Source organism: Bradyrhizobium sp. Kon58, from assembly GCF_055807455.1.
The window spans coordinates 111,866-128,671 of sequence record NZ_JBVVOT010000020.1; the positions used below are offsets into that span (position 1 = coordinate 111,866).

Consider the following 16,806-nt stretch of genomic DNA (forward strand, 5'->3'; position numbering starts at 1 on the left):
CCGTTGCGCGTACAGGCGTTTACCCGATCCAAACCCGCCAGGCCAGACAATCCGACGTTGAAATCGCGGGTGGCTGATGGCTGAGAAGAACTGGCACGCGGGCAGCGCGCTTCCGATTGCGGTGCAGGCCGTCGTGTGCCTGGCCGCAGCGGTCGCGCCTGCGCGCGCCTTTGCCCTCTCCGACAGCTTCAGCCCTCCGAGCTATCTCGGCGAGCTTGATCCCAACGTGATCTGGGAAGCCCTGATCGCGGGCATTGTGATCTGTTCGTTCTTCGCCGCGATCGCGCTGTGGATCCATTCCTCGCTGCGCCGGACCAGGCGTCTGCAGCTGCGGCGCAATGCCTTCGTCTCCTCCGCCATGAACAACCTCAACCAGGGCGTGGTGATGACGGATGCGCAGCGGCGCATCATCTTCTGCAACGACCGCTATCTCGATATCTACGGCTTGACGCGGTCGGACATCTGGGCCGGAATGACCGGCCACGACATCCTCGAGCTGCGGCGCCAGCGGGGGGTGCTCGGTGCTTCCGACGACGAGTTCTACGAGAAGGCGGCAAGCCCGAACGGCTTGATCACCGAACTGCCTGACGGGCGCGCCATCCTCGTGAAGTATTTCGTGCTGCCCAACGGCGGCTCGGTGGCGACGCATCTGGACGTCAGCGAGCAGCGCAGGCTGTCCCGGCAGCTCGCCTCCACCAAGCAGTTCCTGGAAACATTGCTGGACCACGTGCCGGCCTGTGTGGCCGCGAAGAACATCGAGGATGGTCGCTACATCTTCGCCAATAGCGCCTATGAGCGCTTCTGGGGATTTTCGCGGGACCAGGTTGTCGGCAAGAATGCGCGCGAGCTTTTCGGGCCGAATTCGGCGGCCAGCATCGAGGCGACAGACCGGGCGGCGCTCATCGCGCCCTCCGGCCAGTACCGCAACGAATTCGAGGTCGAGCGCGGCGCGACCCAGCGCATGGTGGCCTCGATCCGGATCGTGGTCCGAAACGAGAGCAACAAGCCTGAATTTCTGCTGGTGGTGTTCGAGGACATCACCGACCGTCGCTCGCTGTCACAGGAGCTGGAGAGCACCAAGAAGTTCTTGGAGCTCGTGGTCGACAACATCCCGGTGGCGCTGATCGTCGAGCAGGTCAAGGACGGCCGCTACCTGCTCGCCAACCGCAGCGCGGAGACGATTCTCAACCGCAGGCGCGAGGAAGCCACGGGCCTGACCGCGTCTGACATCTTCAATCCCAAGGAAGCCAAGCTGATCATCGCGCGCGACGAAGCCGCGATCAAGAAGCGTGGGATGATCACCGAAGAGCACCCGATCTCTACCAAGGACGGGCTGCGACTGTTCCTCACCCGCCGCGCCACCGTGCTGAGCGACACGGGGGAGCCGCAATATCTGATCAAGACCCACGAGGACGTCACCGATCGCCGGCAGACCGAGTCGCGCATGGCGCACATGGCCTATCACGACGGCCTCACCGATTTGCCGAACCGTGCGGCTTTCCTGCAGGCGTTGACCCAGATGATCGAGGCCTGCGAGGGCACCGGCGAGGAGTTCGCGGTTCTGTGCGTCGATCTCGACGGCCTCAAGGAGGTCAACGACGTCTTCGGTCATGCGCACGGCGACAAGCTCCTGGTCGAGGTGGCCCAGCGGCTCCAGGACTCCGCGCGCGGCGGCGTGGTGGCGCGCCTGTCCGGCGACGAGTTCGGCCTGATCATCGACGGCAAACAGCCGGACGCAGGTCTCGCCCTGGCGCAGCAGATCGGTGCTGCGATCGCCAAGGAATTCCAGATCGACGGCCGTCCCGTCCGCGCCGGCGTCACCACCGGCATGTCGATCTTCCCGCACAACGGCGCCGACGCCGCCTCGCTGCTCGCCAATGCCGGCGCGGCGCTGTTCCGCGCCAAGCAGAAATCGCGCGGCACGATCAGCCTGTTCCAGCCGGAGATGGACCAGCAGATCCGCGATCGCCGCGTGCTGCACCAGGACCTCTCGATGGCAATCAAGAATGGCGAGCTCTCGCTCGCCTTCCAGCCGCAGGGGACTGCGGGCCACAGCGTCGCCGAGAGCGAGATCATCGGCTTTGAGGCGCTGGCGCGCTGGCAGCACCCGGTGCGCGGCCAGGTCTCCCCGGCCGAATTCATCCCGATCGCGGAGGAAAGCGGCCTGATCGTCGAGATGGGCGAGTGGATCCTGCGCGAGGCCTGCCGCGAGGCCGCCTCCTGGCCGACGCCGCTTCAGGTCGCGGTCAACCTGTCACCGGCGCAGTTCATGCACGGCGACGTGGTCGGGCTCGTCCATTCCATCCTGCTCGAGACGGGTCTCGCACCCGGCCGGCTCGAGCTCGAGATCACCGAGGGCGTGCTGATCGAGGACTTCGATCGCGGTCTTGCGCTGCTGCGCCGGCTCAAGGCGCTCGGCGTGCGCATCTCCATGGACGATTTCGGCAGCGGTTATTCCTCACTGAGCTATCTCCAGGCGTTCCCGTTCGACAAGATCAAGATCGACCGCGCCTTCATCATCAATCTCGGCCGCAACCCGCAATCGGCGGCGATCGTGCGCGCGGTGATCGACCTCGGCCATGGCCTGGAAATGTCGATCGTCGCCGAGGGCGTCGAGACGCTGGAACAACTCGCCTTCCTCGCCGCGGAAGGCTGTGACGGTGTGCAGGGCTATCTGCTCGGCAAGCCCCTGCCGATCGGGAAATATGCCGGCCTCGTCGGCCGCGCCGAAGTCATGGAGCTTGCGCTCAAGACCGGCTAGAGCGTTTTCGAGCGAAGTGGATGCCGGTTCGCGTCAAGAAAACGCGCCAAACTAGAATCTAGAGCCCCGTTCCGATTTCATCGGAACGGAAATGGCTCTAGTGAGGGTGGGCGCTTCTTTCGCTCTCATTCGACGGCCTCATGGCGGATTACGACCTTGCGATCATCGGCGGCGGCCTGAACGGTGTCAGCCTCGCGCGCGATGCCGCCGGCCGCGGCCTGCGGGTCATCCTGTTGGAGCAGGGCGATCTGGGCGGCGCGGCGTCCTCGGCAACACCACGGCTGATCCACGGCGATCTCTCGGTCCTGGAACGGCGCGGCTTCCGACGGGTGCGCCGGGCATTGGCCGAGCGCCGGACCTGGCTCCGGATCGCGCCGCATCTGGTTCGGCCGATGCGTTTCGTGATCCCGGCGCATTCCGACGAGCGCCCGCCATGGCTGCTGCGCATCGGCCTGCTCCTCTACGACAGCCTCACCAGCCGGAACGGCCTGCCAGCAACGGCGACCCTCGACATCACGCATCATCCGGTCGGCAACGCGCTGAAACGGCCATTCGGCACGGCCTTCGAATATTCGGATTGCGTCGTCGACGATTCCCGACTGGTGGTGCTCACGGCACTGGATGCGGCCGAGCGCGGCGCCGTGATTCGGACTGGAGCGCGCTGTGTGCGTGCCGATCGAACCGACATATGGCGGCTCGCGGTGGTCGACCGCGGTCATCGCCGCGCGATCACGGCCCGGGCACTGGCCAACGCCACCGGCGGATGGACGTCGATGGTCGCCGGGACCGTGCTGCGGCAGCCGCAACCCGCCATGGCGGCGATGCAGATGAGCCAGATCATCGTCCCGCGGCTGTTCGATTCCGATAACGTCTACGTCTTCCAGAACAGCGATGGCCGGCTGATCTTCGCGAGCCCCTTCGAGCGCGATTTCACGCTGATCGGCACAGTCACGCACGATTTCACCGGCGATCCCGCGATCGTCGCGATGCGGGGGACCGACGTCGGCTACCTCTGTGAAGCGGCCAGTCGCTATTTCCGCGAGCGCGTCGCCCCGACCGACGTGGTGCGCGCGGTCTCCGGCGTCAACCTGACGCTTGCGTCCGGGCGCCGGCGTGACGGCACCACGCTGTTCCACGCGCGGCGGCGCAAGGCGCCGCTGATCACGATGTTCGGCGGCGACGTCACCACCTCGCGCCTCCGCGCGGAGCGCGCGGTGACGAAGTTGACGCCGTTCTATCCGATGTCGCCGCCCTGGACCGCAGGCGCGGCGCTGCCGGGCGGAGATTTCGCCTGGGACCGTTTCGACACCGAGGTCGATCTTGCGCGTGACCGCTGGCGCTTTCTGTCCGAGCAGCAAGCCCAACGCCTCGTCGCGGCCTATGGCTCGCGGCTATCGGCTGTGCTTGCGGAGGCGAAGACCCGCGACGATCTCGGCCCCGCCTTCGGTCCCGAGTTGACGGGCGCCGAGGTGCGTTATCTCATGACCCACGAATGGGCGCGTTTTCCCGAGGACATCCTGTGGCGCCGCTCCAAGCTCGGCCTGACGATGTCAGCACAGGAATGCGATGCGCTGGCTGCGTTCATGGCGAATCCGATGTGAACGAACCGCCTCTAACCGGTTGAGTGAGGGACGATCGGCCGCTAGCGTGCGGCGGGATGGGGTTGGCAGGACCATGACTGACGAGTTGCCCAGAACAGACGCGGCTGCGGATGCGGTTGGAGAGACGCAGTTCGCGGCCGGCGAGCCGCTGCTGCGCATCGAGGGCGTCGCCAAGACGTTCGGGACGTTCCGGGCCGTCGACGGCGTGTCGCTCGACATCAAGACCGGCGAGTTCTTTGCGCTGCTCGGCCCCAGCGGCTGCGGCAAGACCACGCTTCTGCGCATGCTCGCCGGTTTCGAAGCGCCGGATCAAGGGCGCATCCTGCTCGGCGGCAAGGACATCGCGCAGGCGCTGCCGCATGAGCGGCCGATCAACATGATGTTCCAGAACTACGCGCTGTTTCCGCACCTGTCGGTGCGCGACAACATCGCGTTCGGCCTGAAGCGCGCCGGCATTGCGCGCGCCGACATTGCCACGCGTGTGGCGGAGATGGTCGCGCTGGTGAAGCTCGACGGGCTCGAGAACCGCAAGCCCGACCAGCTCTCCGGGGGGCAGCGCCAACGTGTGGCGTTGGCGCGTGCGCTGGCGCGGCGGCCGCAATTGCTGCTGCTCGACGAGCCGCTTGCGGCCCTCGACAAGAAGTTGCGCGAAAACACCCAAGGCGAGCTGATGGAGCTTCAGCGCCGACTCGGCATGACCTTCATCATCGTCACCCACGATCAGGAAGAGGCGATGACGATGGCGAGCCGGATCGGCGTGATGAGGGATGGCAAGCTCGCGCAGGTCGCTAGCCCGCGCGAACTCTACGAGGCGCCACGCTCGCGCTGGATCGCGGAGTTTGTCGGCGACGTCAACCTGTTCGACGCCGAGTCCAAATTACGCGATGGTCATCGTCTGGTCATCGGCACGCGCGACGCGGGCACGCTGGTGGTGGCGGAGCCGCGCGAGCCGTTCGGCGAGGGCAGATTATCGATTGCGATCCGCCCCGAAAAGGTCAAGCTCTCGCACCGTGGTCCGGTGAGGGAAGCCGGTCATGAAACGGCAATCAACCAGCTCGACGGCGTGATCGCCGACATCTGCTATCTCGGCGGCACCACCACCTACAAAGTGAAGCTCGACGCCGGCGGGATGGTGCAGGCTTCGGTCGCCAACAGCGCGCGCCTTGACGTCGACGCCTACAGCCTGAACCAGCCTGTCGTCGCCTGGTTCACGCCCGACGACTGCGTGGTGCTGCCGTTATGAGCGCGCGCCGCATCTTCGCGCGACCGGCTCGCCTTGCCGCGATCACGCCCTATGTCTGGATGGTGCTGTTCTTCCTGGTGCCGTTCGGCTTCGTGCTGAAGATCAGCCTGTCGCAGACCGCGATCGCGCAGCCGCCTTACGAGCCGGTGTTCGACCTGATGGCGGGATGGGGGGCGCTGAAGGCCGCCTTTGCCGCGCTGTCGATCGACAATTTCAGGCTGCTCGTCTCCGACGATATCTACGTGTTCGCCTATGTGCGTAGCCTCACCGTCGCCGTCACCGCGACCGCGCTGTTGCTTCTGATCGGCTATCCCATCGCCTACGGCATGGCGCGGCTGCCGGCGCGCTGGCAGGCCGTGGTGATGGTGCTGGTGATCGTGCCATTCTGGACCTCGTTCCTGATCCGGATCTATGCCTGGATCAACATCCTCCAGCACGACGGCCTGCTCAACCAGATCCTGCTGGCGCTGCATCTGGTCAGTCAGCCGGTGGTGTGGCTCTCCACCGACAGCGCGATGTATATCGGCATCGTCTATTCCTACCTGCCGTTCATGATCCTGCCGCTCTACGCCACGCTGGCCAAAATGGAGCCGGTGCTGGAGGAGGCCGCCTCCGATCTCGGCGCACCGCGCTGGCAAGTGTTCTGGCTCGTCACCTTCCCGCTGTCGCTGCCCGGCGTCGGCGCCGGCGTGCTGCTGTGCTTCATCCCCATCGTCGGCGAGTTCGTCATTCCGGATCTGTTGGCCGGCTCCAATTCGCTGATGATCGGCCAGACGCTGTGGCTCGAATTCTTCACCAACAAGGACTGGCCGGTCGCCTCCGCCGCGGCCATCGTGCTGCTGGTGGTGCTGCTGGTCCCGCTGCTGCTGTACGAACGGCTGCAGAAGCGGCAGCTGGAACAGGGGCGGTGAGGCGATGCGCAAAGTCTCCCGCCTGTCCCGCTTCAACGTCGCCTCGCTCGCGCTGGGTCTTGCCTTCCTCTATCTGCCGATCCTGATCCTCGTCGTCTATTCCTTCAACGCCTCGCGGCTGGTGACGGTGTGGGGCGGCTGGTCGCTGCGCTGGTATCACGAGTTCTTCAATGACCGTGCCATGATCGAGGCGGCCTGGATGAGCCTGCGCGTCGCGGTTTCGTCGGCGACCATTGCGACCCTGATCGGCACGCTCGCCGCATTGGCGCTGTCGCGCGGCGAGCGGTTCCGCGGCCGCACCCTGTTCTCCGGCATGCTCTACGCGCCGCTGGTGATGCCGGAGGTGATTACCGGATTGTCGCTGCTGCTGCTGTTCGTGGCGCTGAATGCCGAGCGGGGCTTCTGGACGGTAACGATCGCCCATACCACGCTGACGATGTGCTTCGTCGCCGTCGTCGTCCAGTCCCGCCTCGGCTCGCTCGACCGTTCCTTGGAAGAGGCCGCGATGGATCTCGGCTGCGATCCGGTGCGCGCGTTCGTGGCCGTGACGCTGCCGCTGATCGCGCCCGCGATCGTCGCGGGCTGGATGCTCGCCTTCACGTTGTCGCTGGACGATCTCGTGATCGCGAGCTTCACCACCGGCCCGGGCTCGGCGACGCTGCCGATCCGGATCTATTCGGAGGTGCGGCTGGGAGTGAAGCCCGAGATCAACGCGATCTGCACGCTGGTGATCGCCTTGATTGCGGTCGTCATCGTGATCGCCTCGCTCGCTTCGAAACTGTCGAGTTCGCAGGGCGAGAGCGCGGCGCCGTTGTGAGAGGGGAGGCGATGATGATTTTCGCCTATCAGGTCCTGGTGCATACGCCGGTCTGGGTCTTCGCACTGCTTGCCTATCTCATCTGGCAAGGTGTGCAGGCGATGCAGCCGCGCACGATGCGGATCTGGCGAGCGCTGATCGTACCAGTCGTGTTCATCGTCTGGGGGATCTCCCGGATCGGCTTCGGGCATCAGGACAGCGCATGGCCGCTGGTCGCATGGTTTCTGGCCGCAATCGCGCTGCTGCCGCTAGGTGTGCTGACGCCCCGCCCTTTCGAACTGGATCACGCGACCGGCCAGATCATCCGGCCGGGCAGTCCAATTGGTCTGGTCCGCAACCTGATTGTCTTCGCCTCGCAGTATACAGTTGGCGTGATCTCGGCGATCGATGCCGGCGATCGTGCGCTGGCCGTCATCGTCGGCCGCGCCATTTCGGGCGCGACCGCCGGCTATTTCATCGGTTCGACGATCGCGCTTCTGATCGCGTATCGCCGCAAGAGCGCGGTGGGATGATCAATGTGACCGGGATGCGCGTTTCACAGCCTTGGTGCCTGTAGAACGCGATCGCGTCGCGGAAGCCGCGGCAGGCTCCGCGAATCGCGCGCGCACCGCGCCGTGGACGGCGGATCCAAGCTGCCGCAGCGCGAGGCTGTCGAGCGGAAATTCGAGCAGGATGTGGATCAGGCTCAGCGCCAGCAGGAAGGTGAAGCCGAAGGCGTAATCGTAGAAGTACAGCGCGGTCGAGACGGCGCTGGCGCCGGCCATCGCCGCCAGCCGCGCCTTCGGCACAGCGGTCCAGCGGATCACGTCGGCTTTGATGAACCAGTTGAGATAGTGATAGGTGTAGACGAAGGCGAGCAGACTGGTCAGCCTGACGTCGAGGACGAGTCCGGGCACGCCGAACAGCCGGCCGAGGGCCGGGCCGACATTGCCGAAGTAATCCTGTCCGACGCGGGCAAAGCTCGCGATCCGGATTTCGGCGGTCGGCGGCAGCAGCAGAATCGTGGCGATCGCGACGAGGTAGACGGCCACCAGCGCGGCCTGCACGCGGCTACCGGACCGGTAGGCACCGAGCACCATGAAGATCAGCGTGAACAGGCAGACGTGGATCAGGGTCGGAATCAGGATGCCGATGACCGCGAGTGACGACCCGCTCGAATACATGATCGCGGACAGCGCGATGGCCGCCATGAACAGCAGCATGCTTTCGATCGCCGATGTGGTGGCCGCCAGCATGGCACACACGACCAGCGCGCCCCACATCGCAGAGCCGAACCAGGATGCGTTGTCGATCAGGGCCGCGACCACGGCGACAATCGCCAGGACAGCAGCAATTCCGCGGTGAGGCAGATAGTAGCTGCGATCGTGCAGCCATGAGATCTCGGTGAAATAGTGCGCTGGACCGAGCACGACATAAGCCAGCAGCAACAGCTCGAACGGCACCAGATAGGACGCGGCGAGCGCCCCGAGCATCAGGCCGAGATGGAGTGCATCGTTGCTGCGCATGAGCGCCCCGCTGACTTTGCGGGCTGCAAGTTAGAGCAGGCTCGGACAACTTGCAATTGTCCGCCGGCCTGCTCAAGCGCCGTGCTTGCGGCGTCCCGATCCGTCCTGCTGCGTCAGGACTTCACCGCACCGGCCGTGAGCCCGCCAACCATGTAGCGCTTGAAGGCGTAATAGACCGCGGCCGGCGGCAGCGCGTAGATGAAGCCGGTGGTCATCAACAGCTCCCACGGCGAGTCGTCGGCGGCCAGGAAGTTGCCGAGCGCGACCGGTAGCGTGATGTCGGTGTCCTTGGACAAGAGCAGGAACGCGTAGAGATATTCGTTCCAGGCCAGCAGCACGGCATAGGTACCGATCGCGACCAGCGAGGGCATCATCAGCGGCACATAGACCAGGCGGAACAGCTGCAGCGTGGTCGCGCCGTCCATCACGGCGGCCTCGTCGAGCTCGACCGGCAGCTTGTCGGACGCCTGCTTCAGCACCCAGATCGCGTAAGGCGAGGCGATCGTCACCATGGCCAGGATCAGCGACCAGTGATTGTTGAGCAGGCCGTAATTGCCCATGGTGCGGTACATCGGCACGGCGAGGAACGCCGCCGGGATGAAGTAGGTGAACAGCGCGAGATTCATCACCCAGCGGCCGCCCGGCACCTTAAGCCGCGAGATCGAGAATGCGGCGGCGGTCGCGATGAACAAGGTCAGCGCGCCGGCGGCCAGTGCGATCACAGTCGAGTTCCAGAACTGGATCCAGAAGTCGCGCAGGAAATAGTGCTCTTGGTAGAACACGATGTGGAAGTTGTGCAGCGTTGGATGATCCGGCCACAGCTTGCCCGAGAACGCGTCCTCCTTCGGCGAGATCGCGAAGAGGAACATGTGGTAGATCGGAATCATGGTCCAGATGAAGACCGGGATGCCGATCAGCAGGAGCTTGGCTTCGGTACCAACTTCGCGGAGGGTGGGAAGCTTCATCGCGACAACCGTTTCATCATGAAGTACATCAGCGGCAGCACGAACGGTATCGCGCAGACGATGGAGGCCATCGCGAGCGAGAGCTGGTCGAGCCGGAGATAGCGGATGCCGAGCGTCGACAGCACATGCGTGAGGTCGGCCGGCCCGCCGCCGGTAAGCAGATAGACGCTGTTGAAGTCGCCGAGCGTCCAGATCATCGAGAGCAGCGTGCAGGTGACGTAGAGCATCTGCATCGACGGCCAGGTGATGAAGCGGAATTTCTGCCACGGACTGGCGCCGTCGACCTCGGATGCCTCGTACAGGTCCTGCGCGATCGCGAGCCGCCCGGTCAGCAGGATCAGCGTCCAGAACGGCAGCGACTTCCAGATATGCACGGCGATCGCCATGGTCAGCGCGACCGTCGGATCGTTCAGCCAGTTCGGGCCGTCATCGCCGGTGAGGGAGAAGATGAAATGGTTGACCATGCCCCACTCGGGATTGAGCATGAAGCGGACCGACAGGATGGTCGGGATCGACGGCACCGCCCAGGGCAGGATGAAGATCACCGAGAGCCATTTGATCCAGGGGCGCTGCTGGGCGAAGAAGCCGGACAGGAACAGCGCGATCAGCATCTTCACGTTGATGCCGATGACCAGGAAGATCAGCGTGTTGACCGCGGCGCGCGCGAAGATCGGGTCGTTGTACAGCGCGACATAGTTCGCCGGATCGCGCGCCAGCCACAGGCCGTAGCCGACGGGATAGAGGACGAAGGCCAGGAAGACGAGTAGATAGGGCACAAGCAGCAAGATGCCCCAGACCTGCTGCGTGGTCAGGCGCGCCGACAGGGGAGGGGCCGGAATTGTGTCTGAGCCGGAAAGTGTGATCGCCATATCGCATACCCACCGAAAGCAACCGGTCGCGGAGAGCCGCGACCGGTATTAGCATATACCTTATTTCAGTCTGGGATCAGCCCGCGACCGCCTTGATGCGGGCGATCAGCTCGTCGACCGCCTTGTCCACCGGCACCTTCTCGCTGACCACGCGGTTCATCGCCTTGGCCCAGACGTTCTCGTTGTTCAGGATGGTGAACTTCCAGTTCTTGGTGAAGTCGAACGGGGCGGTGCCGCCCTTGAACTGCGCGTAGACCGCCTTGCGATGCCGGTCGGCCTGCCAGAACGGGCTCTCTTGGCTTTCCTTCGTCACCGGGAACCAGCGGCCGAGCGCACCCTCGATATAGGGGCGGACGTTCTCTTCCTGGAGCAGGAAGGCGATGAACTGCTTGGCCTCGGCCTTGTTCTTGGCCACGGAGAAGACCAGCCCGGTCTTGACGTCCGAGCGGTAGCGGATCGTCGAACCATCCGGAGCCTTCGGGAAGGACGCGGTGATGATGTCCTCGCCATAGGCTTTCTTGCCGGCGTCGCGCTGCTCCTGCGTGAGCGCCTGGTTCTGGGAGTCCTCGAACCATTTCGCCGCGATCGAGATCGTGAAGTTGTGGGTCATCACGATGGTCTTGTTGTGGAAGGCGACGTTGTTGTCGGGATCCTTCCAGGTCGTGGAGGACGGCGGCGTGCAGCCCTTGATATAGGTGTCGGTGTAGTCCTTCAGCGCGCTGATCAGGTTCTCGCGCACCTTGGGATCGTCGACCGTGAGCTTGCCGTCGTCGTCGACCAGTTTGACGTGGTAGGCGTCCATGAAGGTGTAGAACGACTGGAAGGCGTCGGTGGATTCGACGCCCATCGGCTGGCCGACGCCATAGATGCGCTGGCCCGTGGCCTTGCGGATTCCCGGCTGCACCTTGTCGCACCAGAACGTCCAGTAGCCCGCCCAGTCCGTCGGGATGTCGGCGAGCTTGAAGCCGGCCTTCTCCAACATGTCGTTCCAGATCTCGACATGCATGCTCTGCTGCTTCAGCGGGAAGCCGTAATAGGCCTTCTTCTTGGTGACGTCGTTGTAGAGGATCGACGCATCCAGCGTGTTCTGCACGAACCGATCCTTGATCGGCTCCATGATCTCGGAGAGGTCCTCGAGCTTGCCTTCGTAGGCCCACTTGCCCTGCACCTGCACGTCGTAGGTGTCGGAATAGGCAACATCGGGCACGGTGCCTGAATCGAGTGCGGCCACCGTCTTCGGAATCATGTCCTGGATCGCGTACTGCGACAATTCGACCTTGATGCCGGTCTTGGCTTCGAACTTCTTGATCGTGTCGAGCAGCGCGTCATCTTCGGAGCGGTAGAAGCCCTTGCCCCACCAGACCGTAATCGTCTTCTGCTGCGCAAATGCGGGTGCAGCGGCTGCAAACAGCCCGGCCGCAGCGACCGCCAGTGATACTGCGCCAATAACCTTGGATTTCACGTTTTTCTCCCTCAAACGGCCGGTGTTTTTAACCGGTCGTATAAAACACTAGCGCATGGCGGTAGTCCGATCTAGCGGCTTGTTGTCAGACATAGGTCGTGGGGGTGTCGGGCGAGAGGAGATGCTTAACGGGCGCATCGATCCAATCGCCGCATCGATGCGCCCCGATCAATTCGCGTGAGGTCTCAGGGCCCGAGCTGACATGCAAATACGCCAAACTGTCTCTTTAGCGGGTCCGACGGCTGACATTGAAGGCCTTCGATCGGCTGTCCCCTGCGATCGATCGGACACCAAGAGGCGTCGGTACTGGCCCAGTTGATGCCACGATCGAAGAACGTCGGTGCATCGAATCTCGCTTCGATCACCATTTTCCCTTCCACATCCATGAAGCCCCAATGCCCGCCCGATTGCGCCGGGACCAGGCCATCCTCGAGGCGAATGCCCATCCGTCCCTCTCGCGGTTTGATCAGCCAGGAGCCATGGGCATCAAGGATGCCGCGTTTACCCCCCTCGAATGCCATGGCCATATCGGGCCTGATGTGGCAGATGCGTTCGAAAGGCTGCTCGGTGATCCATGCACCGGTCGAGGCATCGATGATGCCGTTCCTCTCGTTCAGCCGCGCTAGAACCGAACCATTCGGCAAGCCTGGAGAGATCGCATCGAGCGTGGGTTCTATGGCCCAGCTGATGTCAGTTCTCAACAATCCGAACTTGTCCCCCCAACCGGCGACAGCAAGAGAGCCGACGAAAGGGCCGGCACGGTCAAACCGCTGTGCCGTCATCGGCGTGAGATCGGCTGCCGCGTAGGCAAATTTGCCGCTGATCTTGAGGATATAAGGTCCGTCGCAGGTCGCCGGCCTCGATAGCTCACCCTCCTGCGGCTCGATCGACTTGCCATTCTCATCAAGAATTCGCGGCTGGCTGTCGATCTCACCGACAATGCGTCCATTGGCGCATCGCCCGACCGAAAAATCGAACAGGGGCGGGACAATGACCTTGGCGTTTTCATCGAGATAGCCATGCTTCTTCTCGTTCTGAACGTCCCACGACCATGGCGCAGTCCCCTTCAGAGATATGTTTTCGTATTGGGGCTGGACGACCCATTCGCCGGTGCGATCTACCAGGCCCCATCGGCCGTTCAGGCGGGCCGGGGTAAATTTCGCGCCGTGTGCCAATTGATGGACGCTCTCGAATTTCGGCTCGATCTTGAGGCGTCCCGCGCGATCAATGAAACCCCAATGGTCATCGACCTTTGCGGGGGCCATCCCATCAACGAACGAACCAAGCTGCTGGAATTTTGGTTCGATCTCCCAGCTTCCGTCGGAACGTATCACACCCCATCCGGAATCGACCCTCGCCAGCATGAGCGCCGTACCTTCGGTGTCAAAAGGCAGGATCGCGTTGAGAGACGGCGGAACAAGCCAAGCGCCGGAGCGGTCCACGAGGCCCCATTTGCCTGTCGCAGTGACCGCTCTGCTGTCGGCGATCGCAACGAGGAACTCGAAAATTCCGTGGCTGAACTGCTCCGTGCCCGCGATGCCTTCTGATGTGGTCCGGCCCTCGGTGGCAAAGAAGACCTTCTCGGTGAAGGGTGTGACGTAGCCAAACTTCGGCTCGAGCACGGTGTTGCCGTCGAGGTCGATCAGACCGGATCGGCCGCCGACGTCGATCTGCGCAAATCCGCGCGAGAAGCGAGCTGCAATCGGATATTGCGGCTTTGCGATCACATGACCGCTTGTGTCGACATAGCCATAGCGACCATTCGATCGCACCAGCGCGCGCCCTTCATGGAAGGTATCGACCCAATCGTATTCGGCCGGCACAGCAAGCGTGCCGTCGCGGTTCACCGCGCCGCAAAGCCCATCAGGAAATCCGCACGAGGGCAGTGGGAACGAAGGGGGCAGGCCGAAGCCGTTTATGCCCCTGTTCGCACGAGCCACCGCGGCGTCGAAAATGACTTTCCCGGCAGGAAGGAGAAGAGCGGAGGGGCGATCAACAGACTCCGGTCGTGAAACGTCTTGCGCATGCGAGGCGCTCGCGACGGTGACCAGCGCGAGTGCCGCAATAACGGCGGCCACCCGGCATCTTCCAAAGCTTCCCATTGGGCGATGTCTCCTCCTGTTTCAACCTCAGGTATGAGACCATCGTGGCGAAATACGGACGGCTCTTATGCGTTGGCGGAGGCGTTCCGCGTCCGCGATCCGCTCAGGACTAGTTCGACTTCGCGCCTTCCTTGGCGTTCTCCGCGGTCGGCGCTTCGGCTGGTGCGGGACGTTTTCCGGTGCCGGTGATGCGCTCGATGGCGGAGCGCACCGCGTCGCCCGGCTTGCGGTCTTTCAGCATGTCGAGCAGGGGCGCAGAGGCCGGCGAGCGGCGGATCAGGCTTTCCGGATCGGGAAAGACGAGGGGGTCGTCCCAGGGGCCCTGCACCACGAAGGGCAATTCGAACCCCGACGCGCTGTTGAGGCTGGCCACGCCCTTCATGTCGTATTCGCGCGTCGGCACCGAGGCTGTGCCGGTCATCGTGATCTTCGCCGCAGGTCCCTCGACACGGATGTCCTCGGCGGTGGCCACGCCATCGGAGAACTTCACCGCGATGGTGAGATTGTCGTAAGGGGTGGAGCCGTTGCGGAAATTGCCGCCGCCGGACAGCGGCCGCCGCTCGAGCCGCTTCAGGAGCTGCTCGGCATTGAAGCCCGCGATCGCGCCGTCATGCCCGGTCACGGTGGCGCTGCCGTCGAGCGACTGCACGAGGCCGAACGGGCTCGAGCCGGACGCCAGCAGCGAGACGTTGATGTTGCCGCGCCCGGACAGCTTGTTGATACCGAACAGCTCGGAGGCGCAGGCCTGAAGGTCGACGTCGGTGAACTGGAACTGCGCCTTGATGTCGGCGACTGTGTCGGAGCGCGCGATGCCGAACGAGCCCTTGGCGATGCCGCCATAGACCTGGGCTTCGCCGACCGAGAGCGCCAGCGTGCCGTTGCGCAGATTCGCGCCGATCGCGGTACGGCCGAGTTTCGACGCCCCGACCGTCAGCTTGGCGGCCGACAGGCGCATGTCGAGGTCGGTGGTCGACAGGGCATTGAGATCGAACAGCTGCCTGTTCCAGTCGCGCGCGCCGCTCGCGAGCAGGCGAAAGGTCGAGATATAGGGTGTGAAGTCGAGCGCGTCGGCTGCGAGCGTCGCCTGCAGCGTCTGCCGTCCGTTATTGGCGTAGGTCATCACGCCCTCGGCGGTGTTGCCGTCGAGCTCGACATTGACGTTGGTGAGCGCGATCGAGGCGCCGACGACATTGGCCCGCGCCTTCAGCGCAAAGCGGCCGAAGCCGCCGCTGGCGGGCTGCGGCTGACCGGTCCAGCGCAGCGCGTTGCGCAAGGACGGGCTGTCGATGGTGAGCGTGCCCTCCATCATCGGGCTGGTGCGGTTGGCGACGCTGCCGTCGAAGGCGAGCTTGAGCGGTGCGCTCGCGATCCGCGCCTTCAACCCCGAGCGCTCGCCGGAGAGCGCGGCGACGAAATCGGAAAAGCTGATCGAGCCATCGACCCGTTCGCCGCGCCAGTCGAATTGTCCGGTCGCGGCGAATGAGCGCGAGATCGAGGGCCAGGCCAGCGACAGGTCGATGTCCTCGAATTTCTCGGTGCCGTGCGTGGCGGCGTCCTCGTAGTTGAGCACGCCGTCCTGGATCCGGATCTCGGAGAACGACACTTGATTCTCGGCGCCGGGCTTCATGGTGCGCGCGATGGTCTGGATGAACGGCGTCCAGTTGCTTTCGCCGTCCGGCTTCAGGCTGACATGGATGCGCGGCCGCAGCAGCGTCAGGTCGGCGATCTCGAACCGTTGCAGCAGCAGCGGTAGCAGCCGCAGGTTCGCGGTAAGCACGTCGACATGGAGCGCGGGATCGCTGGTGCCGCCGCCCTTCAGGCCGACGTCATGGAAGGAGATGTAGCTTGCCGGCAGCACCGAAATGTCGATCGCGCCTGCGACATTGACCTCAAGCCCGGTGACGTCGCGGATCTGCGTTTCCACGGCCTTGCGCAGCGCGTCGCGATTGATGAGCCATGAGGTCGCGATCAGGGCGATCAGCGCCACGCCGAGCAGCGCCGCGATCGGCGTCCCGAGGCGCTTCATTCCTTGGGCCATGGTCAATGGCATGTCCTGATCGGGTTGGTCGCTGGAGCCAGAAGGCGGGCCGGGAAACCTGCGCGCCCCCACGCCCAAGACCTATTGTGTTAAGTGCCGCAACTTGATGGGTTTTCTTGTCGCTTTCAAGGCCACGGGAACGGTTGCGCCCACGGCTTGGGCAGCTTCTATCACCCAGGGGCGGAGCGGAGAACCCCGTATCATTGACGGCTTCGGACGATTTCGCCTAATAATCGCCGCCAATAAGGCGCGACGCCTGCAAGCCGAAGGTTCACTCGAAGGTTATTTGCATGAACAAGGTCTATCCCGACGCCAAGTCGGCTCTCGAGGGCGTTCTGAAAGACGGCATGATGATCATGTCGGGCGGCTTCGGCCTCTGCGGCATCGCCGAGACGCTGTCGGACGCGATCCGCGACTCCGGCGTCAAGGACCTGACCGTGGTCTCGAACAATGCCGGCGTCGACGGCATTGGCCTCAGCCGCCTGCTCGAAACCCGCCAGATCAAGAAGATGATCTCGTCCTATGTCGGCGA

Annotated in this window: 13 protein-coding genes; 7 read left to right on the forward strand and 6 right to left on the reverse strand. The window is 64.0% G+C overall.

What is annotated here, in order from left to right:
• Positions 1 to 76 precede the first annotated feature (76 nt).
• From AC0L20_RS27625 to AC0L20_RS27650, 6 genes are all read left to right on the forward strand, one after another.
• Positions 77 to 2,761: a sensor domain-containing protein gene (locus AC0L20_RS27625; RefSeq protein ID WP_473293869.1), complete on the forward strand. Its 2,685-nt coding sequence runs from the start codon at positions 77 to 79 to the stop codon at positions 2,759 to 2,761.
• 140 nt (positions 2,762 to 2,901) lie between these two features.
• A complete protein-coding gene (locus AC0L20_RS27630) occupies positions 2,902 to 4,362 on the forward strand; it encodes a glycerol-3-phosphate dehydrogenase (protein ID WP_473293870.1) in 1,461 nt (486 codons plus the stop codon).
• Positions 4,363 to 4,435: 73 nt separating this feature from the next.
• A complete protein-coding gene (locus AC0L20_RS27635; RefSeq protein WP_473293871.1) occupies positions 4,436 to 5,605 on the forward strand; it encodes an ABC transporter ATP-binding protein in 1,170 nt (389 codons plus the stop codon).
• Positions 5,602 to 6,516, forward strand: coding sequence for an ABC transporter permease (locus tag AC0L20_RS27640; RefSeq protein ID WP_473293872.1), 915 nt, complete (start codon positions 5,602 to 5,604; stop codon positions 6,514 to 6,516). Before AC0L20_RS27635 ends, AC0L20_RS27640 begins: the two co-directional genes overlap by 4 nt.
• Positions 6,517 to 6,520: 4 nt before the next feature.
• On the forward strand, positions 6,521 to 7,333 hold the full coding sequence (locus tag AC0L20_RS27645; RefSeq protein ID WP_247358284.1) for an ABC transporter permease: 813 nt from the start codon (positions 6,521 to 6,523) through the stop codon (positions 7,331 to 7,333).
• A gap of 14 nt (positions 7,334 to 7,347) precedes the next feature.
• Positions 7,348 to 7,845 (forward strand): DUF6622 family protein, encoded by a 498-nt coding sequence (locus tag AC0L20_RS27650; RefSeq protein WP_473293883.1) that lies wholly within the window; start codon positions 7,348 to 7,350, stop codon positions 7,843 to 7,845.
• Here AC0L20_RS27650 and AC0L20_RS27655 read toward each other — a convergent pair whose 3' ends face one another.
• From AC0L20_RS27655 to AC0L20_RS27680, 6 genes are all read right to left on the reverse strand, one after another.
• Positions 7,846 to 8,838 carry a hypothetical protein gene (locus AC0L20_RS27655; RefSeq protein ID WP_473293873.1) on the reverse strand — a complete coding sequence of 331 codons (993 nt, stop codon included), beginning with the start codon at positions 8,836 to 8,838 and terminating at the stop codon, positions 7,846 to 7,848.
• Positions 8,839 to 8,951: 113 nt separating this feature from the next.
• A complete protein-coding gene (locus AC0L20_RS27660; RefSeq protein ID WP_106942006.1) occupies positions 8,952 to 9,803 on the reverse strand; it encodes a carbohydrate ABC transporter permease in 852 nt (283 codons plus the stop codon).
• Positions 9,800 to 10,672, reverse strand: a complete 873-nt coding sequence (locus tag AC0L20_RS27665; protein WP_473264861.1) for a carbohydrate ABC transporter permease — start codon at positions 10,670 to 10,672, stop codon at positions 9,800 to 9,802. Before AC0L20_RS27665 ends, AC0L20_RS27660 begins: the two co-directional genes overlap by 4 nt.
• A 76-nt stretch (positions 10,673 to 10,748) precedes the next feature.
• Complete coding sequence (locus AC0L20_RS27670; protein WP_456768055.1) at positions 10,749 to 12,134, reverse strand: ABC transporter substrate-binding protein; 1,386 nt, start codon at positions 12,132 to 12,134, stop codon at positions 10,749 to 10,751.
• A gap of 185 nt (positions 12,135 to 12,319) precedes the next feature.
• Positions 12,320 to 14,212, reverse strand: coding sequence for a WG repeat-containing protein (locus AC0L20_RS27675; protein WP_473293874.1), 1,893 nt, complete (start codon positions 14,210 to 14,212; stop codon positions 12,320 to 12,322).
• 133 nt (positions 14,213 to 14,345) lie between these two features.
• Positions 14,346 to 16,274: an AsmA family protein gene (locus AC0L20_RS27680; protein WP_473293884.1), complete on the reverse strand. Its 1,929-nt coding sequence runs from the start codon at positions 16,272 to 16,274 to the stop codon at positions 14,346 to 14,348.
• A 290-nt stretch (positions 16,275 to 16,564) separates the two neighbouring features.
• Between AC0L20_RS27680 and AC0L20_RS27685 the strand changes: the two genes are divergently transcribed.
• Positions 16,565 to 16,806 (forward strand): CoA-transferase (locus tag AC0L20_RS27685; RefSeq protein WP_473293876.1); only part of this gene is annotated, 242 nt, incomplete at its 3' end.

Coding starts and splice junctions, on each gene's coding strand:
- AC0L20_RS27665 (WP_473264861.1), bottom strand. CDS start 10,672: ATGGCGATCACACTTTCCGGCTCAGACACAATTCCGGCCCCTCCCCTG.
- AC0L20_RS27680 (WP_473293884.1), bottom strand. CDS start 16,274: ATGGCCCAAGGAATGAAGCGCCTCGGGACGCCGATCGCGGCGCTGCTC.
- AC0L20_RS27645 (WP_247358284.1), top strand. CDS start 6,521: ATGCGCAAAGTCTCCCGCCTGTCCCGCTTCAACGTCGCCTCGCTCGCG.
- AC0L20_RS27660 (WP_106942006.1), bottom strand. CDS start 9,803: ATGAAGCTTCCCACCCTCCGCGAAGTTGGTACCGAAGCCAAGCTCCTG.
- AC0L20_RS27655 (WP_473293873.1), bottom strand. CDS start 8,838: ATGCGCAGCAACGATGCACTCCATCTCGGCCTGATGCTCGGGGCGCTC.
- AC0L20_RS27625 (WP_473293869.1), top strand. CDS start 77: ATGGCTGAGAAGAACTGGCACGCGGGCAGCGCGCTTCCGATTGCGGTG.
- AC0L20_RS27640 (WP_473293872.1), top strand. CDS start 5,602: ATGAGCGCGCGCCGCATCTTCGCGCGACCGGCTCGCCTTGCCGCGATC.
- AC0L20_RS27650 (WP_473293883.1), top strand. CDS start 7,348: ATGATTTTCGCCTATCAGGTCCTGGTGCATACGCCGGTCTGGGTCTTC.
- AC0L20_RS27635 (WP_473293871.1), top strand. CDS start 4,436: ATGACTGACGAGTTGCCCAGAACAGACGCGGCTGCGGATGCGGTTGGA.
- AC0L20_RS27630 (WP_473293870.1), top strand. CDS start 2,902: ATGGCGGATTACGACCTTGCGATCATCGGCGGCGGCCTGAACGGTGTC.